Origin of the sequence: Streptomyces vastus, from assembly GCF_039532825.1 — a bacterium.
Lineage (GTDB): Bacteria > Actinomycetota > Actinomycetes > Streptomycetales > Streptomycetaceae > Streptomyces > Streptomyces vastus.
In genome coordinates this window covers 86,409-108,375 of sequence record NZ_BAAASJ010000005.1, presented here as the reverse complement: position 1 = coordinate 108,375, position 21,967 = coordinate 86,409, and the positions used below count along the sequence as shown (strand labels likewise).

Sequence of the window (21,967 nt, the reverse complement as noted above, 5' to 3'; positions counted from 1 at the left end):
ACGTCACACTCACATTGAGTATCGGCCGTCATATGACCTTGATCTGGACATCACGGTCGCAACGACCTTGACGATGCTTTGAAGAACAGGAAGGCTGACGCGCGGCATGCGTATCTCTGGGGCGCATGTGAACCGGGGGGCTTCGAGAGCGTCCCTGATGTCGTCGCCCCAGGCGCTGCTCCATTCACGATGAGCTATCTGGGGGTAGCAGGCAGATGACCAAGAAGACGCGGATCCGTGTCGCGCGGGTGGCCGCCGGTGCGGTGATCGCCGCCGGTGCTTCGCTGACCGCCGCGGGTGCCGCTTCGGCCCTTGACGTCGGCGTCGAGGTGGGCGGTCTGAGCGTCGGCGCCAGCGCCGACAAGAACGGTGTCGGTGTCGGCCTCGGTGTCGAGGACCCGACCGACCCGCCTACGGAGATCCCGACCGACGAGCCGCCGACGGACGAGCCTCCCACCGACGAGCCGCCGACCGACGAGCCGCCGACGGACGAGCCTCCCACCGACGAGCCGCCGACCGATGAGCCTCCCACCGACGAGCCCACCGAGGACCCGGGCAATGGCAACGGCGGTGGCAACGGTAACGGCGGTGGTAACGGCGGTGGCGGCAACGACACCGACCCCGACGGCGGCTCGCAGCCCGTCGAGCAGGGTGAGGGCAAGGAGAGCCTGACCGACACCGGCAGCGGTACGGGTACCGGCACGGGCGCCTCGGACACCTCCGCCCAGGGCACCGGCGGTGGCGGCGAGCTCGCCGAGACCGGCGCCGCCGAGACCACCTTCCTGCTGGTCGGTGCGGCCACGATGATCGCCGGCGGTATCGGCTTCCGCATGCTGCCCCGCCTCATGAACGGCCGCGGCGCCGCCGCCTGACGCCTGTCAGAGGCTGACCCGCCGTAGGCGTACGAACACGAGAAGGGCCCGGAGTCCAGTACCAGTCCAGTACCAGGACTCCGGGCCCTTCTCGCCGTACACGTCATGCCTCTTGCTGTGCTGCTTGCTGTACGAAGTGCCTCGCCGCTCGCTACGCGGTCTGGTGCGCCAGCAGGGCCACGGCCGCGATCAGCACGGCCAGCAGCGCGATCAGCGCCATGGGGTTCAGGCCCGCGAACGGGCTCTCCTGCTGCAGCCGCTCCCTGTTCGCACGGCAGACGGGGCAGCGGCCTTCATTCACGGGCGCGGCACAGTTCGCGCACACCAACCGGTCGTACGTCATGCGCTCGCCCTCCTTGCACCGGTTCCACGTAGACAACGCTCTCAACGCTCTCAGGAACGAGAACGTTCCCCTCCACTGTGCCAGGTTCCCCGGATTTAGGCTCGCGTCCCCTTATCCTTCGCGGTCCTGGCGCATTCGAGCCCTTCCCATGTGCGACAAAACGTGCAACCCTCGCGCAACCCCGACCGGCGACTGCGCCCGCCCGCCGGGTTCGCGTATGGTCACGCTCACCTACCCCCGCTGACTCGTGGTGCATCCGTGATCCGATTCGACAACGTCTCCAAGGTCTACCCAAAGCAGACCCGCCCCGCACTCAGGGATGTCTCCCTGGAGGTCGAGCGCGGCGAGTTCGTGTTCCTGGTGGGCTCCTCCGGCTCCGGAAAGTCCACCTTCCTGCGGCTGATCCTGCGCGAGGAGCGCACCAGCCACGGCCAGGTCCACGTCCTGGGCAAGGACCTCGCGCGCCTGTCCAACTGGAAAGTGCCGCACATGCGCCGCCAGTTGGGGACGGTGTTCCAGGACTTCCGGCTGCTGCCGAACAAGACGGTCGGCGAGAACGTCGCGTTCGCGCAGGAGGTCATCGGCAAGTCCCGCGGCGAGATCCGTAAATCCGTGCCCCAGGTGCTCGACCTCGTCGGGCTCGGCGGCAAGGAGGACCGGATGCCGGGCGAACTCTCCGGTGGTGAGCAGCAGCGTGTCGCCATCGCGCGCGCCTTCGTCAACCGGCCGAAGCTGCTCATCGCCGACGAGCCGACCGGAAACCTCGACCCGCAGACCTCCGTCGGCATCATGAAGCTGCTCGACCGCATCAACCGGACGGGCACCACCGTCCTGATGGCGACCCACGACCAGAACATCGTGGACCAGATGCGCAAGCGCGTCATCGAGCTGGAGCAGGGCCGCCTCGTCCGCGACCAGGCACGCGGCGTCTACGGCTACCAGCACTAGGGCCTGTGTCGGAAGTGGCGCCTGCCTCGCGGCGTCTGGCACGCACGCTCGCCGCGTTGCCGAAAGGCCCTAGTAGCTCCGCTACGAGGACCTTCCGGCGCCTTGCGATCGCACGCACCAGACGCCGCGAGGCCCGCCCTTCGGGCGGACGACGCCACTTCCGACACAGGCCCTCCCCGCCCGCAGCTGTCCATGGAAAGGCCTGAGTAGACGCCATGCGCGCCCAGTTCGTCCTGTCGGAGATCGGCGTCGGTCTCCGCCGCAATCTGACGATGACCTTCGCGGTCATCGTCTCCGTAGCCCTCTCCCTCGCCCTGTTCGGCGGCTCGCTCCTGATGAGCGATCAGGTCAGCACGATGAAGGGCTACTGGTACGACAAGGTCAACGTCTCGATCTTCCTCTGCAACAAGAGCGACGCGGAGTCCGACCCCAACTGCGCCAGGGGAGCGGTCACCACCGAGCAGAAGAAGCAGATCGAGACCGACCTCGAGAAGATGTCCGTCGTCGACACCGTCGCGCACGAGTCGTCGGACCAGGCGTACAAGCACTACAAAGAGCAGTTCGGCGACTCCCCGCTGGCCAGCTCGCTCACGCCGGACCAGATGCAGGAGTCCTTCCGCATCAAGCTGACGGACCCGGAGAAGTACCAGGTCATCGCCACCGCCTTCGACGGCCGTGACGGGGTTCAGTCGGTGCAGGACCAGAAGGGCATCCTGGACAACCTCTTCGAGCTGCTCAACGGCATGAACTGGGCGGCCCGCGCGCTGATGGCGATGATGCTCGTCGTCGCGCTGATGCTGATCGTCAACACGGTGCGCGTCTCGGCGTTCAGCCGCCGCCGGGAGACCGGCATCATGCGTCTCGTGGGAGCCTCCGGCTTCTACATCCAGGCCCCGTTCATCATGGAGGCCGCCGTCGCCGGACTCATCGGCGGAACGGTCGCGTGCGGGTTCCTGGTGATCGCCAGATACTTCATCATCGATCACGGACTCGCCCTGTCGGAGAAGCTGACTCTGATCAACTTCATCGGCTGGGACGCGGTGTTGAAGTATCTTCCGCTCATCCTCGCCACAAGTCTGCTGATGCCCGCGCTTGCCGCGTTCTTCGCGTTGCGCAAGTACCTGAAGGTGTGACGCATACCAATGGGGCCGTACTGCCGACGAGGCGTACGGCCCCTTGCCTTGTCCTAGACTCACCGGCATGTCAGGTCGAGACCTGTTCTGTCCGCCCCGCCGTATCCGCCGCGGGGCGGCCCTGACGTTGGTCTTCGCGAGCGTCCTCGCCACAGGTGCCGCGACCGGCTCTTTCAGCGCATCCGACCAGAAATCCTCTTCCCAGGGCGCCCGAACCGCGACGGTCGGGTCCGCCGCCGAGTCCGCCGGGTCCGCCGCCGGGTCCGCCGACTCCGGCAGTCGCCAGGATGATGTCTCCGAGGCCGCAGCCGAGGCGATGGCCGACGGCAAGTCGCCCGTGGAGGCGGCTGAGCGCGCGGTGAGCCGCAGCGGCGACCGCTGGGGCGCGGTGTACTCCGAGGGCGAGTACGAGGAGTTCGAGGAGGCCCTCGACGGCGCCTACACCGGCGTCGGCCTGTGGGCCCGCCGCGAGCGCGACGGACGTATCGCGGTGGCCCGCGTGCGGGACGGCTCGCCCGCGGAAGCCGCCGGGATCCGCAAGGGCGACCGGCTGCGCAGCGTCGACGGCAAGCGCGTCGACGGCCGGCCGGTGACCGAGGTCGTCGCGTTACTCCGCGGCGACGCCACCGGCGACGCCGCCGGTACGGCCGTCTCCCTGGGCCTGGAGCGCGGCAAGCGCGCGTGGACCGAGACGGTGCGCCGGGCGAGGCTTTCCACGGAGTCCGTGACGGTACGCGAACTCGCCGGCGACGTCACCGTGATCAAGGTCGCCGCCTTCACCAAGGGCTCCGGCGAACTCGTACGGGCCGCCGTGGCCGGGACCCCTGCCGGCGCCCGGATCGTTCTCGACCTGCGCGCGAACTCCGGCGGCCTGGTCACCGAGGCCGTCACCGCCGCCTCCGCCTTCCTCGACGGCGGCCTGGTGGCGACGTACGACGTACGCGGCGATCAGCGCGCCCTGCACGCCGAGCCGGGCGGCGACACCTCCAGACCCCTGGTCGCGCTCGTCGACGGCGGCACGATGAGCGCGGCCGAGCTCCTCACGGGTGCCCTGCAGGACCGTGGACGCGCGGTCGTCGTGGGCTCCAGGACCTTCGGCAAGGGCTCGGTCCAGATGCCGAGCCGCCTCCCCGACGGTTCCGTCGCCGAACTGACCGTCGGGCACTACCGCACTCCCTCCGGGCGCAGGGTCGACGGCAGCGGCATCAGCCCCGACCTGGAGGTCGAGGAAGGCGTCCTGGAACGGGCCGAGACGGTATTGAGTGGCCTCGGGGACCCCTCGTAGTGCGAAAATGGCCGCACTATGGCTAAGGAAAAAGGGCGCAAGCTGATCGCGCAGAACAAGAAGGCGCGGCACGACTACCACATCCTCGACACCTACGAGGCCGGCCTGGTCCTCATGGGAACCGAGGTGAAGTCCCTGCGCCAGGGCCGGGCGTCGCTGGTCGACGGGTTCGTGTCCCTGGAGGGGCACGAGGCGTGGCTCTACAACGTGCACGTCCCCGAGTACAGCCAGGGCACGTGGACCAACCACAGCGCCCGGCGCAAGCGCAAGCTCCTGATGCACCGCGAGGAGATCGACAAGCTGGAGCAGAAGTCCCAGGAGACGGGCCACACCATCGTGCCCCTCGCGCTGTACTTCAAGGACGGCCGAGCCAAGATCGAGATCGCGCTGGCGAAGGGCAAGAAGGAGTACGACAAGCGCCAGACCCTGCGCGAGAAGCAGGACCGGCGGGAGACGGAGCGCGCGGTGTCGGCGGTACGGCGGCGGCAGCAGGCGTAGCGGGTTCCCGGGTCCCGGCCCCGGGAATAGGTTGGCACCGACGTGCGTTGGTCACGTACGATGGCAGCTGCACCCCACAGCGGGTGCGGGCCCCTCTCCGGAGGGGATTGAAAAATCAACATGGGGATGATCGGTTTCGACAGCGGATGTCGAAGCAGGGGAAGCGTGTCGAGGAAGCGGCCATGATCTCGTAAACCACAGGCCGAAAAAAATAATCGCCAATTCTAAGAGCGATTCTCCCCAGGCTTTCGCCCTCGCTGCCTGATTTAAGTAGCGAAGCGAAGCCTCTCTGATGGGAGTGTCAGCCCGGGCTCGTTCCCGACCCGGATCCTGGCATCAGCTAGGGAACTAAACCTCTAAGCCCGGTCACGGGGCATAGAGGGAAATCAAATAGTGACTGGGCCTGTCGGCGACTTGTTCGCGTGATCGCCGGGGCCGAGAAAAGCGCAGCGAACTGCACACGGAGAAGCCCTGGTTCTGCACCGTTGGACGCGGGTTCGATTCCCGCCATCTCCACAAGCGTCTGGGGGCATGCCCCCCAGACCGCCTCATCCCATGTGAGACGAAGGCCCGGTGGTCATGACGACCACCGGGCCTTCGTCGTATCGCTCGAGCCGCGGGCTTTCGTCAGCGCTCGTCAGGGCCGCCGCCCCGTGCTCTCCCGCACCGTCAGCCGCGGCGGCAGCAGCGTCGCCTCCGGTACGGACGCGCCGCCCAGCTTCTTCATCAGCAGTTCGACCGCTCCTGTACCCACCTCGGCGGACGGTATGGCGACCGAGGTGACGGGGACGCGGACGCGGGCGGCCAGCTCGTCCGGGCAGATCGCGGTGACGGAGAGGTCGCCGGGGACACGCAGGCCGAGCTGCTCGAAGGCGTCGATGAGAGGTTCGACGATCGGCTCGTTGTGGACGACGACACCTGTCAACGCCGGGCGTTCGCGGAGGAGTTGCTCGGCGACCTGGCGGGCCGCCGCGGGCTCCGCCTCGCACGGGTGCACCGAGGAGGACAGCCCGTGCCGGTCCGCCGCCGCGGTGAAGCCCCGTACGACCCGCTGGGCGAAGCCCGTCTCCCGTACGTACACCTCGGGCGGTGAGCCCACGAGTGCGATCACCCGGTGGCCGAGGCCCGCCAGATGCTCGACGCACACCTCGCCCGCCGCCTGGAAGTCCAGGTCGATGCAGGTGAGCCCGTCGGGCTCGGCCGGGAACCCGATCAGCACCGAGGGCCGGTCCAGAGCGCGCAGCAACGGCAGCCGCCCGTCGTGGAGCTGGACGTCCATCACGATGAGCGCGTCCACGAGCGCCGTGTCCGCGACCCGCCGCAGCCCGTCCTCGCCCTCCTCCTGGGTGAGCAGCAGTACGTCGTGATCGTGCCGGCGCGCCGTCGTCACCACGGACACCGCGAACTGCATCACCACCGGCACATGGATGCCCGCCCTCAACGGCACCACCAGCGCGAGCACATTGGACCGGCTGCTGGCCAGCGCCCGCGCGCCCGCGTGCGGCCGGTAGCCCAGCTCGCGGATGCTTTCCTCGATCCGCTGCCGGGTCTCCTCGGAGATCGGGCGCTTGCCGCTCAGCGCGTACGAAACGGTGCTGGGGGAGACACCCGCGTGCCGCGCCACGTCGGTGATCTTCACCATGTCCCTTCCTGTTCCGGGGAGTTCAGTTCCAGCGACACAAATCCTGTCCCGGCCTTGGCCCGTACCGTCCGTCCGCCGGCGGACAGTCCCCAGGGCGCCGCGGGATCGCTCGACGAGGCCCGCAGCGTGTCCCCTTCGCGTACGACCGTGAAGGTCACGCCGTCCACAGGCACCGTGACCTGTGCGCCGCGTTCCAGGCCGTACGCGTGCAGGGTGACACCATCCGCGTACGGATAGTCGGGCCGGTCCTCGACGTCACCGACCGGAATCACCGCACCCGGCCTGACCAGCAACGGAACGCTAGAGAACCCGTGCTTCTCGCGCGCCCAGCGCGGCCCGGTGACGGTCTGCCCGCTGAGGAAATGGGTCCAGGTGCCCTCGGGGACGTAGTACGACACCTCGCCCTCGTCCGAGAACACGGGCGCGACCAGCAGATCGGAACCGAGCATGTACTGCCGCTCCAGATGCGCGCACCCGGGATCGTCCGGGAACTCCAGGACCATCGCCCGCATCATCGGCACCCCCTCCGCGTGGGCGGCGCGGGCAGCCTCGTACAGATACGGCATGAGGCGGAGCTTGAGCCTGGTGAACAGCCGCAGCACATCGACGGCTTCCTCGTCGAACAGCCACGGCACGCGATACGACGACGAGCCGTGCAGCCTGCTGTGCGAGGACAGCAGTCCGAAGGCGATCCACCGCTTGAACAGGGCGGGCGTCGGCGTGCCCTCGAAGCCGCCGATGTCATGGCTCCAGTAGCCGAAGCCGGACAGGCCGAGGGAGAGTCCGCCGCGCAGCGACTCCGCCATCGACTCGTACGTCGCCTCGCAGTCGCCGCCCCAGTGCACCGGGAACTTCTGGCTGCCGACCGTCGCCGACCGCGCGAAGACCACGGCCTCCTGCTCGCCGCGGTGCTCGCGCAGCACGTCGAAGACGGTGCGGTTGTAGAGGTACGTGTAGTAGTTGTGCATCCGCTCCGGGTCGCCGCCGTCCGCGTACGCCACGTCCACCGGGACCCGCTCGCCGAAGTCGGTCTTGAAGCAGTCGACGCCCTGCGCGAGCAGTGCCCGAAGTTTCGACGCGTACCAGTCGCGGGCGGCCGGGCTCGTGAAGTCGACCAGTGCCATTCCCGGCTGCCACAGGTCCCACTGCCAGACGCTGCCGTCCGGCTTCTTCAGCAGATGCCCGAGGGTCCGCCCCTCCGCGAACAGCGGGGAACGCTGCGCGATGTAGGGATTGATCCACACGCTGATGTGCAGTCCGCGTTCCTTGAGCCGCTTGAGCATGCCCTCCGGGTCGGGGAAGACCCGCGGATCCCACTGGAAGTCGCACCAGTTGAACTCGCGCATCCAGAAACAGTCGAAGTGGAAGACGGACAGCGGCAGTTCGCGCTCCTCCATGCCCTCGATGAAGGAGGTGACGGTGGCCTCGTCGTACGAGGTGGTGAAGGACGTCGACAGCCACAGCCCGAACGACCAGGCGGGCGGCAGGGCGGGACGGCCGGTGAGCGCCGTGTACTTGCGCAGGATGTCCTTGGGCGTCGGCCCGTAGATGACGTAGTACGTCAACTGCTGTGTCTCGGCGCTGAACTGGACCCGCGAGACCGTCTCCGAGCCGACCTCGAACGACACCCGTCCCGGATGGTCGACGAAGACGCCGTAGCCCGCGTTCGTCAGATAGAACGGGACGTTCTTGTAGGCCTGTTCCGTGGCCGTGCCGCCGTCGGCGTTCCACATGTCGACGACCTGGCCGTTCTTGACCAGCGGCCCGAAGCGCTCCCCGAGGCCGAAGACGTTCGTGCCCACGCCGAGGTTCAGCTGCTCCCGCAGATAGTGGCCCCCCTCGGCGTCCCGCATGATGCCCATGCCCTTGCGGCCACTGCTGGTGAGGGTGCGGCCGTCGGCGAGGAAGTCGATGTGCCAGGGGCCGTCGCGGGAGACCTTCACGGACAGGGCGCCCGCGGTGAGGGTCGCGTACTCGTCGTCGTACGAGGCCGTCGCCGCGACCTCCTCCTTACTCACCTCGAACTCGGGCCCGCGTGGCTCCTCGCCCTCGAAGTGTGTGAACGTCACGCCGATGACATCGGGCATCGGCGCATGCGCGCTGATCGTCACGACCGGTCCCTTCAACAGGTCGCCGCGGTGGCGGATGGGCTGGGTCGGCGCGTGGATCTCCAACGTGCCCTGCTCGGCGGTGACATCGAGGACCTCGACCGGATGGGCCGCGGTCACGCCCTCGCGCAGCAGCCAGTAGCCGTCGCTGAACTTCACCGGCACACCCCTTACTTGACGGCACCCACGGCGATACCGCGGGTGAGTGTCCGCTGGAAGACGAGGAAGAAGACGATGGCGGGCAGTACGCCGAGGAGGGCGGCCGCGTTCGTCATCGTGGCGTCCATCAGGCGCTGGCCCTGGAGCACACCGAGCGCCACCGACACCGTCTGGTTGTCGTTCGAGATCAGCATGACCAGTGGCAGCAGGAACTCGTTCCAGGTCCAGATGAAGAAGAGGACCAGCAGCACTCCGATGGTCGGCCGGCTGACGGGGACCACGATCCGCCACAGCACCTGCCACTTGTTCGCCCCGTCGATCCGGGCAGCCTCGATGATCTCGCGCGGGAACTGCCCGAGAATGGACGACAGCAGATACGTACCGAAGGCCGCCTGGATCACCGTGAAGACGATGATCACGCTCAGCCGGGTGTCGTAGATGCCGGCTTCCTTGCTCAGGTAGTAGATCGGGTAGACCAGCGCCTCCTGCGGCAGCATGTTCGCCAGCACGAAGAACGCCAGCACCCAGGTGCGGCCCTTGATCCGGCCGATGCCGATCGCGTACGCGTTGAGGACGGACAGCACGGCGGCCCCTACGGCCACACTGCCGCTGATCAGGATCGAGTTGACGAGCTTCTGCCCGAAGTCGACGCGCTCCCAGAAGTCCTTCAGGCCGTCGAGATAGAGGCCGTCGGGAAGGCTCAGGGGGCCGTTCGACGAGTACTCGGCCGGGGACTTCACCGCGTTGACCGCGACGATCAGGAACGGCAGCACCATGAAGGCGGCGGCGATGACGAGGGCGACGAGGACGGGATAGCGGCGTATGGCTGTCGTCATCTGCGGAGCCTCTCCTCGGTCACGAGCCCTGCCTCGGTCACGAGCTCTGCCTCGGTCAATTGATGAGCCCTTCCTCGGCGTCCTCCGCGCGGGTCTGGAGCTTGAGGCCGATCAGGGCCAGCGCCAGGATGATCACGGTCAGTACGGTCGAGATCGCGGCGCCATAGCCGACCTGCGTCTTCTCGAAGAACGTGGTGAAGGAGAAGTACGAGGGCACATTGGTGGCCCCGCCGGGCCCGCCCTTGGTGAGCACGTACACGGCGCCGAACACCTTGAGCGCGGCGATCGTGCACCACAGGAGGACCACATAGATCTCCGGGCGGATCTGCGGCAGCGTGATGTGCCAGAACCGCCGCCACCATCCGGCGCCGTCCAGCTCGGCGGCCTCGTACAACTGCGGGTCCACACGCTGGAGTCCGGACATGAAGACGACCAGCGGGAAGCCGATCTGCACCCAGACCATGACGCCCATGACGCTGTAGAGCGCGAAGTCGGGGTCGCCGAGCCAGTCCTGCTGGAAGCTTTCGAGACCGATGGCCTTCAGCAGCTCGTTCAGCGAACCGTTGTCCGGCGCCAGGATCCAGCTCCACACGATGCCCGCGACCGCGATCGGCAGCACCTGCGGAAGATAGAAGCAGGCGCGCAGCACGGCGGCCGTCCTCGTCCCGAAGTGCTTGCCGACGAAGTCGAACAGGGCGGCGGCGAGGATCAGTCCGATGACCGTCGGTACGGCCGCCATGGCGACGACCATGAAGAGGCTGTGCCGGAAGGAGGCCCAGAACTCGCTGTCGTCCATCAGCTCGCGGTAGTTGGCGAGCCCGGACCACTCCGGAGAGCCCACGCCCTGCCAGTCGGTGAAGCTCACCCCCGTGTTCATCAGGAACGGCACGACGACGACCGCGAGGAAGGCGAGTACTCCGGGGAGCAGGAACAGGGCGTACGAGTCACGGGGGCGGCGCGGGAGCCTGGTCCCGGAGTGCTTTTCGACGACCCGCCCGCCCCGTTCGACGGTCACCGTCATTGCTTCGGTACGTCCTTGTCGTACGCCTCCTGAAGCGCCGTGAGGTAGTCGTCCGGCGACCCGCTCCCGGTGATCAGCTTCTGCGTCTCGGAGACGAGGACGTCGTAGAAGCCGGGGACGGGCCAGTCGGGATAGAAGGCCAGACCGTCCCTCTCCGACAGGGTGTTGAAGTCGCCGATCAGCTTCTTGGCCTTCGGGTCCGTGATGGCCGACGCGTCGGCGGCCACCGGCACTCCGCCCTTGTTGCCCAGCAGGTTCTGGATCTTCTCCGACATCGTGATGTCGATGAAGTCGTACGCCAGCTCCTTGTTCTCGGCGCCCTTGGGCACGACCCAGAGGTTGCCGCCGGAGCCGAGGGTCATGTCCGACCCGGGCCACAGGAACGTGCCCCAGTCGAAGTTGTTCTCCTCGGCGAAACGGCCGTACCACCAGCTGCCGGAGAACAGGATGGGGTACTCACCGGAGATGAACGCCGTGCCCGCGTCCTCCGCCTTCGCGCCGCTGGACTTCTTGCTGATGTAGCCCTTCTTCACCCAGTCCGCGAAGGTCTCCGCGCCGTACGTCCAGGCCTCGTCGTGGAAGTCCGTCTTGCCCTTGTACAGCTCGTACTTGTCGACCCAGGCGCGGTCCGCCTTGGTGAGCGCGAGCTGGTAGAGGTACTGATGCGCCACGTACTCGGCGCCGGCGTTGGAGAGCGGGGTGACGCCCTTGTCGACGAACTTGTCCATGGCGGCGGTGAGTTCGTCGAACGTGGTGGGCTCGGTGATCCCGTGCTTCTTGAAGAGGTCCTTGTTGTAGAAGACCATCGTGTACTCGGCGTAGTTGGGGATCCCGTACCAGTTGCCGGAACCCATCACGCCGTCGGCGCTGTACTGGCTGGTGGTGCGCACGCCGGAGCTGAGCTTCTTGTCCCAGCCGCGCTTGGTGGCTTCGCCGGTGAGGTCGGTGAGGAGCCCCTGCTTGGAAAGGAGTCCGGCCGTCGCGTTGCCCTTGTTGTACTCCATGAGGTCGGGCGCATCGCTGGAGTTGAGGACCATCGGGGCCGTCTTCTGGATCTGTTCGAAGCCCTTCTCCTCGAACTTCACCTTCACGCCCGGATGCGTCCTCTCGAACTCCTTGATGGCTTCGTTCCACGCCACGCCCATCGCACTGTTGGGCGCTTCGTAGTGCCATAGCCGCAGCGTCTTCCCATCGGAGGACCCGCTGTCCGAATCGCCGCAGGAGGCCAGCAGCAGGGCTCCGCTCAGAGCCGCCGCGGCCACCGCCACAACACGCCTTCGTGCCGTCAACATCCTGTGCCTCCAGGGGAGTCGGATGGGTATCGAGACATCACGCAGCGCTCATCGAATCGATTCGATACGTGACGTCGAAGCGCTTCGACGGGCGAAGGTATGTGGGGGTTGGGGGCGCGTCAATGGGGTGGGCGTGGATTGGGGCGAAGTGGAGGTGGGGGTTTCGGTCGTGCCGGGTCGGCCGGCCTCCGATGAACGGCGCCTCAACGGACACCGGGGATGACGAGTTGTACGGCGGCGCCGGCACGGACACGCTCTCCGGCGGCGCGGGCAGGAACATCGTCGTGCAGGACTGACGGTTCTCAACGCCCGGGGAACTGCCGCGTCACCCGCGCAGTCTGCCGACTCATCCGTCAACCCCGTCAGCCTCTGCCGAGATCCACCCGCCAGTCGTTCGACATGATCCAGTGGCCCTTCGGGTACTCGAACTCGACCTCACCCTGCAGCTCGAACCCGGCCCGGCGGCACACCGCGTTCGACGCGGGATGGTCCACGCTCGGGAACGCGTGAAGGTACCGGTGCTCGCCCGCACCCCGCGCGGCCTCCACCACCGCCCGAGCAGCCTTCACCGCGAGACCCCGTCCTTGGAACTCGGGCAACACGCCCCAGCCCGTCTCCCACACCGCCCTGTCACGCCACACCCGCTCCCAGAAGCCGATCGCGCCCACCGTCTCGCCGGTGTCCGCCAGCGCGACCCGGTACATCTGCCCCCGCTCGATGCCGAGGTAGCGCTGGTGTCGCGCCGCAAGCTTCTCTTCGCTCTCGGGGCCGCCCAAGTGCTCCGTCATCTCAGGGCTGTTGGTTCGCTGGAGCAGCCAGAAGTCGCCTTCCGACCAGGGCTCCAGCCGCACCTGCCCCGTGTCCGTGGTGTCCATGGCGGTCACCCTAGGGCGCGGGTCTGACAATCCAGTCGCCTTGTCACGAGCGCGATCAGCAGAGCGACCGTGGCCGCGGCGACAGGGATCCCGTACCCGGCGGCGGCCGACGCGCGCTCGACCATCCACCCGCCGGCCGCCGAACCGCACGCGATTCCGCCGAGCAGACCCGTCACCGCAAGCGTCATCCCCTCGTTCAACCGGCCCTCGGGCGTGCGGCGCTGGATCAGTGTCATGGCCGTGACCATCGTCGGGGCCGTCGCCATCCCGGCCACCAGCAGCGCACCGGCGAGGACCACCAGCGACCCCGTGAGCATGGCGGCCAGCAGTGGGCCCGACATGAGGACGGCCATCGCGGCGAGGCTCCACGGATAGCGCCGCTCGGCCGGTCCCGGCGGCTTCAGCGCCCCGTACAGCAGACCGGCCGCGCCCGAACCGGCCGCCTGCAGTGCGAGTATCACGCCCGCGGCCGACCTGTGTCCCTGTGCGTCCGCGAACGCGATCGTGACCACCTCCATCGACCCGAAGACGGCGCCGGTGGCGAGGAATCCGATCAGGAGAGGGGGCATGCCGGGTGCGTGTGGGAGGGATTTCGAGGCCGTACGGGGACGACCCCGCACCGGTGGCTCCGTGGCACGCTGGGCCGCGAAGAGGAGTACGCCCGTCAGCATCAGCACCGCCCCTACCAACGTGCCCGCCTCCGGGAAAAACGTCCCGCACAGGAACGCGGCCAGCACCGGACCGAGCATGAAACACAGCTCGTCCGCGGCCTGTTCGAAGGAGTTCGCGGTGTGCAGACCCGCCGGATCGCCCTTCAGCAGGTGGGCCCAGCGTGCCCGGGACATGCCCCCGGTGTTGGGCGTCGTCGCCGTCGCGGCGTAGGCGGCGAAGAGCGTCCAGTCGGGCGCCCCGTAACGCACACAGAGCAGCAGCGCGAGCGAGCCCAGTGCCGCGATCGCCGTCGCGGGCACGGCGATCCGCGCCTGCCCGTAACGGTCGACCAGCCGCGCCGTCCAGGGCGCGACGGCCGCCGTCGCCGCCAGCCCTGTCGCTGTGACGGCGCCGGCGAGAGCGTACGAATCCCGCGCTCCCGCGATCATGATGACGGCGCTGATACTGAACATGCCCATGGGGAGACGGGCGATCAGATTCCCGATGGTGAAGGCGAGGGTGCCCGGGATCGTGAACAGGCGGCGGTAGGGGGTGCCTGCGCCGGACTTGCGCCTCGGGCCGGGCGCCTTCCGCCGAGGGCCGAAGTCGGCGGCCACCAGGCTGTCGGCGGTGACGGTGAGGACGGTCGTAGGGCGATCTGTCGTACGGCGATGTGGCGTACAGCGATCTGTCGTACGTCGATCAGGAGACTGTTGCGGCATGGAGCAACCGTCGCCGGTGCCCTGACCAGGGGTCCAACACTTACTCCGTACCGATTCACGCACCTGGGTTGTAAGTTCGCCTGATGCCGTCCTCTCCTGGTCCCGGTGCGGTCGACACCCGCCTCCTTCGCGCCTTCCTCGCCGTCGCCGAGGAGCTCCACTTCACCCGTGCCGCCGCCCGGCTGTATGTCGCCCAGCAAGCCCTGAGCCGAGATATCCGGCGTCTGGAACGGGACTTGAAGGCGGACCTTTTCGTACGCAATACGCGGCGGGTCGCGCTCACGGCCGACGGCGAGCGGCTGCTCCCGTACGCGCGTCGCGTGCTGGAGGCTCAGGACGCGCTGCTGGCCGAATTCGGGCGGGCCGCGGACGACGGGCAGCGCCCCCTGCTCGTGGATGTGAACAGCCCGGGCCTGGTCGGTGAGCGCATCCTGCCGCGGGCCCGTGAACTCGCCCCCGACTGCGAGCTGATGGCCCGCTTCGAGAGCGGCCTCACCGGAGCCGCGGCCGAACTGCTGGCCGGCCGGCTCGACGCGTCCTTCGGCCGGTTCGCGGGACTGGACCCGGCCATCCGCGCGCGTCTGGAGCAGCAGCCCGTACGGTACGAGCCGATGGCGATCCTGCTGCCCGAGGACCATCCGCTGGCCGACCTGGACGTTGTACCGCTGGACGCGCTGGCGGGGGAGTCCGTCTACGCCGGCGCCGGGAACCCCCGTACGCCGGAGTGGACCGACCTGGCGCGGCAGCTCTTCGAGGGGCGCGGCATCGAGATCGCGCCACCTGCGCCGCTCGCCGTGGGGACCCGGGAGTTCCAGCGGATCATGGCCAAGACGCGGAATCCCGTCCTCGCCACGGTCGATTTTCCGGCCGTGCCCAAATTGATACGTAAGCCCCTCGTCGACCCCGTGCCCCTGTCATCCGTGTCACTGGTGTGGAGAAGAGGGCTGATGCACCCAGGTATGGAGGCACTCCGTGCCGCTGCAGCGGAGCTCGCCGAGGAGGAAGGGTGGCTCCGGCGGCCTGCCGATGCATGGATTCCGGCCACCGATGCGGTCGTCATGACGCAATGCACCTGACACGTGGCACACACACAACTCCTACGTGCGCTACATTCGAGGGCCGGGTGCAGTGTGGTAATAGGGGGGCGCCTGGATCGAGTGGGGGCTCGATCCGGACAAGTAGGTACGTAGTGCCCGGACTCGTACGCGCCCGATCAGTCCCGTGGGGGGATGTGCGTGCGCGTGGAGAAGTGGCGGGAAGACGCCCAAGCGGCTGGGGGTCGTAGCGACCGGCCGGACAGAGGCGGAGCCTATCCGTCGACCCGTCGAGATGCGGGGGATTCTTTTCTTGGTGGTTCTGGCGATATATCCATGCCCAAACAGCGAAACAGCCGAGACGGCGACGACAACGAGCAGCACATAGGCGGCGGTCAGCAGGCGGACGCCGGCCGGCGCGTAGGCGAGACGCAGCGTTTCGCCCGGCTGGAGACCGAGCACCACCATGACCCGGACGAGGTCACGGTCCAACTCGACGTCGCCGGCGCGCACCTGGAGGACTGGCTGGTCCAGCAGGCCAAGGGGCCCCGGGGTGGTCAGAGCGCCCAGGAGGGTTCGGACGGACCGGTCTTCGTCGACGAGACGGGCCGGCGCAGCCGCAGATACCGCCGTATCGGCATGGCCGTCGGCCTCACCTGCGCGGTCTACGCCGTCGTCATCATCGCCACGCTGCTGTCGGGCAACTCCAGTGCGCCCTGGCTCCCGGTGCCGGGCAAGGAGGGCGACAAGCCTGCCAGCAAGGTCGACTCCCCGACGTTGCCGCCCGCGTCCGCGGACCCGTCCGACACGGCGAACCCCTCGTCCGGGCTGAGCCCGTCGGTCGACCCCGGTAGGACGTCGGCGCCGGACGCCGACTCCTCGCCGAGCAGGTCGGTCAAGCCCACGGGGTCGGACGAGCCCACCAAGCCCAAGCCGACGGACCCGACGACAAAGCCGGATCCGAGCGACGACCCGACCGGCTCCGACCCCACCAACGATCCGACCAACGAGCCCACGACGCCGACGCAGGACCCGGACCCCGACCCGACGCCGACGGAGGACCCCACGGTCGATCCCCCGGCGGACGGCGGCCCGGTCGCCGCCCCGCCGCCGGCGGGTGGCACTACGCCCGTAGACCCGATCGGCGTCATCGACGTCATCGACCCGACCGGCCTGATCGAGCAGCCCGCCGCCCCGTCTTCTCCGGAGTACGTCCTGTGATGGCATCCCACTCCCGCCATCGCGGCAAGGCCTCCGGCGCAGTACGTCGTCGTCGCCTGCCCCTGCGCTACCTGCTGCCCTCGCTCATCCTCGTCGCCCTGATGGCGATGCTGATGCTGCGCGGCTTCGTCCACAGCGAGATCCTCGCGGACTACCGCATCAACAGTCCCGCGTCCAACGACCGGGTCCCCCAGGAGGTCCTGAAGGGCGGCCCGGTCATCGACACCCGTCGTGGCGGCACCGACAGCCGGGACATACTGGACCGTCGTATGGTCCTCACCTTCGACGACGGTCCGCACCCCGAGTGGACGCCCAAGATCCTCGACGTGCTGAAGAAGCACGACGCGCACGCGGTGTTCTTCATCACCGGCACCATGGCCTCGCGCTACCCGGACCTCGTCGAGCGCATGGTCGATGAGGGCCACGAGATCGGCCTGCACACCTTCAACCACCCCGACCTCTCTCTCCAGTCCAAGCGCCGCATCGACTGGGAGCTCTCCCAGAACCAGCTGGCGCTCGCGGGCGCGGCGGGCATCCGTTCCTCGCTCTTCAGGCCGCCGTACTCCTCCTTCGCCGACGCCATGGACAACAAGTCCTGGCCGGTCACCGAGTACATCGGCAGCCAGGGCTACATCACCATCGTCAACAACACCGACAGCGAGGACTGGCGCAGGCCGGGCGTCGACGAGATCATCCGCCGCGCCACACCCAAGGGCGACAAGGGCGCGATCGTCCTGATGCACGACTCCGGTGGCGACCGCTCGCAGACCGTCGCCGCACTCGACAAGTTCCTGCCCCAGATGAAGGAACGGGACTACGAGTTCGAGAACCTCACCGAGGCTCTCGGCGCACACAGCGCCCACACCAAGGTCACCGGCCTCGAGCTGTGGAAGGGCAAGGCGTGGGTGTACGCGGTCCAGGCCTCGGAGAAGACGACCGGTGTCCTGGTCGTCGGCCTCGCGATCATCGGCGTTCTCGTCTTCGCCCGCTTCGGCCTGATGCTGCTGCTCTCCGTCGTCCACGCCCACCGCGTACGCCGCAAGGGCTTCCGCTGGGGTGGCCGCCGCGGACCGGTCACCGAACCGGTATCGGTGCTGGTTCCCGCGTACAACGAAGCCAAGTGCATCGAGAACACGGTGCGTTCGCTGATGGCCAGCGAGCATCCCATCGAGGTCATCGTCATCGACGACGGTTCGAGCGACGGCACGGCCCGCATCGTGGAGGGCCTGCGGCTGCCGAACGTACGCGTCGTGCGCCAGCTGAATGCGGGCAAGCCCGCCGCCCTCAACCGCGGCATAGCGAACGCCCGTTACAACCTCATCGTGATGATGGACGGCGACACGGTCTTCGAACCGGCCACCGTCCGTGAACTCGTCCAGCCCTTCGCCGACCCGAGCGTCGGCGCGGTGGCCGGCAACGCGAAGGTCGGCAACAAGAACTCCCTCATCGGCGCCTGGCAGCACATCGAGTACGTGATGGGCTTCAACCTCGACCGCCGTATGTACGACATCCTGCGCTGCATGCCGACGATCCCGGGTGCGGTCGGTGCCTTCCGCCGCTCCGCCCTGGAACGCGTCGGCGGCATGAGCGACGACACGCTCGCCGAGGACACCGACATCACGATGGCGATGCACCGCGACGGCTGGCGCGTCGTCTACGCGGAGAACGCCCGCGCATGGACCGAAGCACCCGAGTCCGTCCAGCAGTTGTGGTCCCAGCGCTACCGCTGGTCGTACGGCACGATGCAGGCGATATGGAAGCACCGCCGCTCGATCATCGAGAAGGGCCCCTCGGGCCGCTTCGGCCGCGTGGGCCTGCCGCTGGTCTCCCTGTTCATGGTGGTGGCGCCGCTGCTGGCCCCCCTGATCGACGTATTCCTCCTGTACGGGCTCGTCTTCGGCCCCACCGGAAAGACGATCGTCGCCTGGCTGGGCGTCCTGGCCATCCAGGCGGTCTGCGCGGCGTACGCCTTCCGCCTGGACCGCGAACGCATGACCCATCTCATCTCGCTGCCGTTGCAGCAGCTCCTGTACCGCCAGCTGATGTACGTCGTCCTGCTGCAGTCCTGGATCACGGCTCTCACCGGCGGCCGGCTGCGGTGGCAGAAGCTGCGGCGCACCGGCGTCGTGGGGTCGGCACCGGGTGGTTCGGTGCCCGGGGCGGTGCCCGGGCAGCGGGTGGCGCGCGGCGATGAGCGGAGGCCCGTGGGATGACGCAGGGGTATACGGAGGGGGCGGAAGAGGGCACGGGGGCGGGTGCGTCGCCGTACGAGAACTCGTACTGGACGTCGTATGAGGAGACGTACGGGCAGTCGCACGGGCAGCCGTACGGGCAGTCGCACGAAGGGGCGTACGGGCAGTCGTACGGGAATGGGCACACCCCGCAGGCCCCGCAGGCCCCGCACGCTCCACACGCGCCGCAGGCCACGCAGGCGATTCCCCAGCCGAGGTGGGACGAGACGCAGCCGCTGTCTGAGGTGCCGGACGTGCCGGCGGAGCTGGCGCCCGAGGCCGCTTCTTATGCACCGGCCGCCGAGGCGCCGTCCGACACCAAACCCAAGACCAAGCCCTCCCCTTCCCGCCCGGGCCGTGACCGCTATCTCGACCTCCTGCGCTCCATAGCCCTGGTCCGCGTGGTCGTCTACCACATCTTCGGCTGGGCCTGGCTGACGGTCCTCTTCCCGTCGATGGGCGTGATGTTCGCGCTTGCGGGCGCCCTGATGGCGCGCTCGCTGAGCCGCCCGGCGTGGGGCGTGATCCGCAGCCGTATCCGCCGACTCCTGCCTCCGCTCTGGGCGTTCAGCGCGGTCGTGCTCGCGATGATGTTCGTGGGCGGCTGGAACCCGTCCAAGGACGACGGCGGCCTGGGCTGGCTGGGTCTGGTCAACTACATCATCCCGATCGGCGCCCCGCCCTACCCGTGGCAGATCGGCTCCGAGTCGGGCGTGCTGGAACAGACTTGGGCGGTCCAGGCAGCGGGCCCGCTCTGGTACCTGCGCGCGTACCTCTGGTTCGTGATCGCCTCCCCCCTGCTGCTGTGGGCGTTCCGCCGAGTCCCGTGGGCAACGCTGCTGGCCCCGCTGGCGCTGACAGCGGTGGTGGGCACGGGAATCGTGAAGATCCCCGGCGAAACGGGCAACGCGGTAACGGACTTCGCGGTGTACGGCAGCTGCTGGATCCTGGGCATGGCCCACCAGGAAGGCGTACTGAAGAAGATCCCGCGCTACGCGGTGGTCTCCGTCGCCTCCCTCCTGATGGCCTTCGGCCTGTGGTGGGCCTCCGGCCACCTGGGCCCCGACGGCTGGGACCTGAACGACATCCCCCTGGCCCAGGCCGCCTGGTCCCTGGGCTTCGTAGCGATCCTGCTCCAGTACTCCCCGTCCTGGCAGGAACTCCCGGGCCGCCTGGCCCGCTGGGACAAACTGATCACCCTGTCGAACAACCGCGCCGTAACGATCTACCTCTGGCACAACCTCCTGATCATGGCGACGGTCCCCCTACTGGACACCCTCTACAAACTCCCGTTCATGGACGACCGCTTGTCCGACGCGTTGAGCACGACGTACACCCTTTGGATGTTCGCCCTGGTATGGCCCCTGATCGGCCTGATGATCGTGAGCGTGGGCTGGGTCGAGGACTTGGCGGCGAAGCGGGGGCCTCGGCTTTGGCCGGACGGGGCGAAGAAGGGCGGGAGTCGGGGGCGGGCGCGGTCAGGGTCGGGGTCACGGGGGAGGGCCCGGGCGCGGTAGGGGCCGCGTACGGGTAGGGGCGGCGAGCCCGCTACCTGGCCGCACCCACCCCGGTCGCCACGATTCCCCGTTGGGTTAGCCTCATGCCACCCCACTTGCGGAGGATTGGCTCATGCCTGCGTACGACAGCTCAAGGTCCCGTCTGCGTCTGGCCGATCGACACGTCCGAGTACTCGCCCGTCTTGCCGAAGGGGAGACCCCGAGCCCGGAGCTCTTCCCGTCCCTCGGAGAGTTGCAGGAATTGGGTCTGGTCGGCCAGGAGGGGCAACTCTCACCTCTTTTGCGTGAGTTGGTGGAGGCACTGGACGCCCCCGTTCTCAGCATCAGCGTCGAGATCACCGGCGAGCCCGGCCCCGTGCACCACGGCATCATCGTCGGTCAGAACACGGTGATCGCGCACGAAGGCTGGCCGGGCGAGGAGGAGTCGGAGTACATCCCGGTCGAACCGAGCACGCTCGTCTTCGAACTCGCCCGCATGGTCCATCTGCGGCGTCGCGATGCCGACGAGCAGCCGACGACGCCTCGCGTCGTTTCGACCATGAAGGCGCTGGATGCCGCCTTCACCGTGCTGTCCGCCCCATCCGGAGAACCCGAGGAGGACCGGGCCGCGATTCACAAGGAGCTGGCGGACGCCGGCACCGCCGGGGAGATGGCGGTCACCCTGACGGAGCTGATCCTCGCCCTGAACGCGTACTGGCGTGTCACCGTCGCCTGGGACGGACAGCACGACGGCGAGCATGCGCCGATGCTCCGCAGTCTGGCGGTCTGGGACTGCGGGCCCCGGGGTTACTGGATCCGTGAGCAGCCGGAGGAGCCGATCCTCCCTGGCCAGGTCACCCCGGAGAGCCCCCTGCACCTGGTTCGCTCGGAGGCGGGGGAGATCTGGCGGAAGCTGACCGACCTGCTGCCGGAGAAGGAGGAGCTGAGCCTGCGCTGAACGGGGCTTGGCAGAGTCCGCTACTCCGCCTGGTCCGAGAATTTTTGCATCAGGGCGAATGGGGACGAGAACACGGCGCCGCTCAGGGTGAGGACTTCAGTGTCCACCTCCTCCAGCACGATGGCGATCGCCAGGTCCACGGCGTCAACCGGGCCGGTGGCCGTGCCCGCGCGGAAGGTCGTGGCCGGCGGAACGTACTGACCGGACCGCATCGTGACCCGAACGCCCTCTCTCTCCAGAACCTTCGCTCTGCCGAGGTCCTCCGAGGAGTAAACGTACTCTCGGCCCTCGTACGCGATGCGCAGTGCCCGGTCCTCCTTTCTCAAGGCCCGGGCGTTGAAGCGCAGCTCCGCACGCCGGCCATCAAGGGTGAGTTCGGCCTTGAACAGCGAAGGCTGTCCCGACCTGCGTTTCCCGCGGAAGGTCGTCACCGGGAAGGCGGGACCGCTCAGCCGAGCAGTGTCCATTCCCTTTTCGAGTGGCCGGTAGAGCGGGCAGCGCTCCACGGTCACGGATCCGAAATGCCCTACATCCCCTTTGAGTCCGGCCTTGGGCAACTCCTTCTTTGTGCTGATCTTGTACGGCAGCAGCTCGAACTTCAGGGATTCACTGCTCGTTTCCATGGCGGCAACTGCTCATTTC

The 21,967-nt window shown here is 68.2% G+C and carries 20 protein-coding genes and 1 other RNA gene; 12 read left to right on the top strand and 9 right to left on the bottom strand.

What is annotated here, in order from left to right:
• The first annotated feature begins 215 nt into the window (after nt 1–215).
• Nucleotides 216–872, top strand: a complete 657-nt coding sequence (locus ABD357_RS03115; protein WP_344387316.1) for an LPXTG cell wall anchor domain-containing protein — start codon at nt 216–218, stop codon at nt 870–872.
• Between the two features lie 151 nt (nt 873–1,023).
• Here ABD357_RS03115 and ABD357_RS03110 read toward each other — a convergent pair whose 3' ends face one another.
• Nucleotides 1,024–1,215, bottom strand: a complete 192-nt coding sequence (locus tag ABD357_RS03110; RefSeq protein WP_033328281.1) for a hypothetical protein — start codon at nt 1,213–1,215, stop codon at nt 1,024–1,026.
• Between the two features lie 258 nt (nt 1,216–1,473).
• On the opposite strand from ABD357_RS03110, the gene ftsE reads away from it, so the two are divergent.
• From ftsE to ssrA, 5 genes are all read left to right on the top strand, one after another.
• Nucleotides 1,474–2,163, top strand: a complete 690-nt coding sequence (gene ftsE / locus ABD357_RS03105; RefSeq protein ID WP_033328283.1) for a cell division ATP-binding protein FtsE — start codon at nt 1,474–1,476, stop codon at nt 2,161–2,163.
• A 215-nt stretch (nt 2,164–2,378) separates the two neighbouring features.
• Nucleotides 2,379–3,296, top strand: a complete 918-nt coding sequence (gene ftsX, locus ABD357_RS03100) for a permease-like cell division protein FtsX (protein WP_344387314.1) — start codon at nt 2,379–2,381, stop codon at nt 3,294–3,296.
• Between the two features lie 67 nt (nt 3,297–3,363).
• Complete coding sequence (locus tag ABD357_RS03095; protein WP_344387313.1) at nt 3,364–4,581, top strand: S41 family peptidase; 1,218 nt, start codon at nt 3,364–3,366, stop codon at nt 4,579–4,581.
• A gap of 18 nt (nt 4,582–4,599) precedes the next feature.
• On the top strand, nt 4,600–5,079 hold the full coding sequence (gene smpB / locus ABD357_RS03090) for an SsrA-binding protein SmpB (RefSeq protein ID WP_344387312.1): 480 nt from the start codon (nt 4,600–4,602) through the stop codon (nt 5,077–5,079).
• A 122-nt stretch (nt 5,080–5,201) separates the two neighbouring features.
• Nucleotides 5,202–5,598, top strand: a transfer-messenger RNA (tmRNA) gene (gene ssrA / locus ABD357_RS03085).
• Nucleotides 5,599–5,716: 118 nt separating this feature from the next.
• Here ssrA and ABD357_RS03080 read toward each other — a convergent pair.
• The 5 genes from ABD357_RS03080 to ABD357_RS03060 are packed head-to-tail and all read right to left on the bottom strand — an operon-like array spanning nt 5,717 to nt 12,137.
• Nucleotides 5,717–6,721 carry a LacI family DNA-binding transcriptional regulator gene (locus ABD357_RS03080; RefSeq protein WP_344387311.1) on the bottom strand — a complete coding sequence of 335 codons (1,005 nt, stop codon included), beginning with the start codon at nt 6,719–6,721 and terminating at the stop codon, nt 5,717–5,719.
• Nucleotides 6,715–8,988, bottom strand: a complete 2,274-nt coding sequence (gene yicI / locus ABD357_RS03075) for an alpha-xylosidase (RefSeq protein WP_344387310.1) — start codon at nt 8,986–8,988, stop codon at nt 6,715–6,717. Before yicI ends, ABD357_RS03080 begins: the two co-directional genes overlap by 7 nt.
• Before the next feature lie 11 nt (nt 8,989–8,999).
• Complete coding sequence (locus ABD357_RS03070; RefSeq protein ID WP_344387309.1) at nt 9,000–9,824, bottom strand: carbohydrate ABC transporter permease; 825 nt, start codon at nt 9,822–9,824, stop codon at nt 9,000–9,002.
• 55 nt (nt 9,825–9,879) lie between these two features.
• Complete coding sequence (locus ABD357_RS03065; RefSeq protein WP_344387308.1) at nt 9,880–10,845, bottom strand: carbohydrate ABC transporter permease; 966 nt, start codon at nt 10,843–10,845, stop codon at nt 9,880–9,882.
• Nucleotides 10,842–12,137 (bottom strand): ABC transporter substrate-binding protein, encoded by a 1,296-nt coding sequence (locus tag ABD357_RS03060; RefSeq protein ID WP_344387307.1) that lies wholly within the window; start codon nt 12,135–12,137, stop codon nt 10,842–10,844. Before ABD357_RS03060 ends, ABD357_RS03065 begins: the two co-directional genes overlap by 4 nt.
• Before the next feature lie 191 nt (nt 12,138–12,328).
• Here ABD357_RS03060 and ABD357_RS03055 point away from each other — a divergent pair, with 191 nt between their 5' ends.
• Nucleotides 12,329–12,433 carry a hypothetical protein gene (locus ABD357_RS03055; protein WP_344387305.1) on the top strand — a complete coding sequence of 35 codons (105 nt, stop codon included), beginning with the start codon at nt 12,329–12,331 and terminating at the stop codon, nt 12,431–12,433.
• Nucleotides 12,434–12,499: 66 nt separating this feature from the next.
• Here ABD357_RS03055 and ABD357_RS03050 read toward each other — a convergent pair whose 3' ends face one another.
• Together ABD357_RS03050 and ABD357_RS03045 are read right to left on the bottom strand one after the other, a co-directional pair.
• A complete protein-coding gene (locus tag ABD357_RS03050; protein WP_344387303.1) occupies nt 12,500–13,012 on the bottom strand; it encodes a GNAT family N-acetyltransferase in 513 nt (170 codons plus the stop codon).
• Nucleotides 13,013–13,017: 5 nt separating this feature from the next.
• Nucleotides 13,018–14,385 carry an MFS transporter gene (locus tag ABD357_RS03045; protein WP_344387301.1) on the bottom strand — a complete coding sequence of 456 codons (1,368 nt, stop codon included), beginning with the start codon at nt 14,383–14,385 and terminating at the stop codon, nt 13,018–13,020.
• A gap of 83 nt (nt 14,386–14,468) precedes the next feature.
• Between ABD357_RS03045 and ABD357_RS03040 the strand changes: the two genes are divergently transcribed.
• The 5 genes from ABD357_RS03040 to ABD357_RS03020 all read left to right on the top strand — a co-directional run bounded on the left by ABD357_RS03040 (nt 14,469) and on the right by ABD357_RS03020 (nt 21,325).
• Nucleotides 14,469–15,461 (top strand): LysR family transcriptional regulator, encoded by a 993-nt coding sequence (locus ABD357_RS03040; RefSeq protein WP_344387300.1) that lies wholly within the window; start codon nt 14,469–14,471, stop codon nt 15,459–15,461.
• 294 nt (nt 15,462–15,755) lie between these two features.
• On the top strand, nt 15,756–16,640 hold the full coding sequence (locus ABD357_RS03035) for a hypothetical protein (RefSeq protein ID WP_344387298.1): 885 nt from the start codon (nt 15,756–15,758) through the stop codon (nt 16,638–16,640).
• Nucleotides 16,640–18,853, top strand: coding sequence for a bifunctional polysaccharide deacetylase/glycosyltransferase family 2 protein (locus ABD357_RS03030; RefSeq protein WP_344387297.1), 2,214 nt, complete (start codon nt 16,640–16,642; stop codon nt 18,851–18,853). Before ABD357_RS03035 ends, ABD357_RS03030 begins: the two co-directional genes overlap by 1 nt.
• The gene (locus ABD357_RS03025) at nt 18,850–20,388 is read left to right on the top strand and encodes an acyltransferase family protein (protein WP_344387296.1); all 1,539 of its coding nucleotides are present in this window, start codon (nt 18,850–18,852) and stop codon (nt 20,386–20,388) included. Before ABD357_RS03030 ends, ABD357_RS03025 begins: the two co-directional genes overlap by 4 nt.
• 112 nt (nt 20,389–20,500) lie before the next feature.
• Nucleotides 20,501–21,325: a hypothetical protein gene (locus tag ABD357_RS03020; protein WP_344387294.1), complete on the top strand. Its 825-nt coding sequence runs from the start codon at nt 20,501–20,503 to the stop codon at nt 21,323–21,325.
• A 20-nt stretch (nt 21,326–21,345) separates the two neighbouring features.
• Here ABD357_RS03020 and ABD357_RS03015 read toward each other — a convergent pair whose 3' ends face one another.
• Nucleotides 21,346–21,948 (bottom strand): hypothetical protein, encoded by a 603-nt coding sequence (locus ABD357_RS03015; RefSeq protein WP_344387293.1) that lies wholly within the window; start codon nt 21,946–21,948, stop codon nt 21,346–21,348.
• Nucleotides 21,949–21,967: the final 19 nt, after the last annotated feature.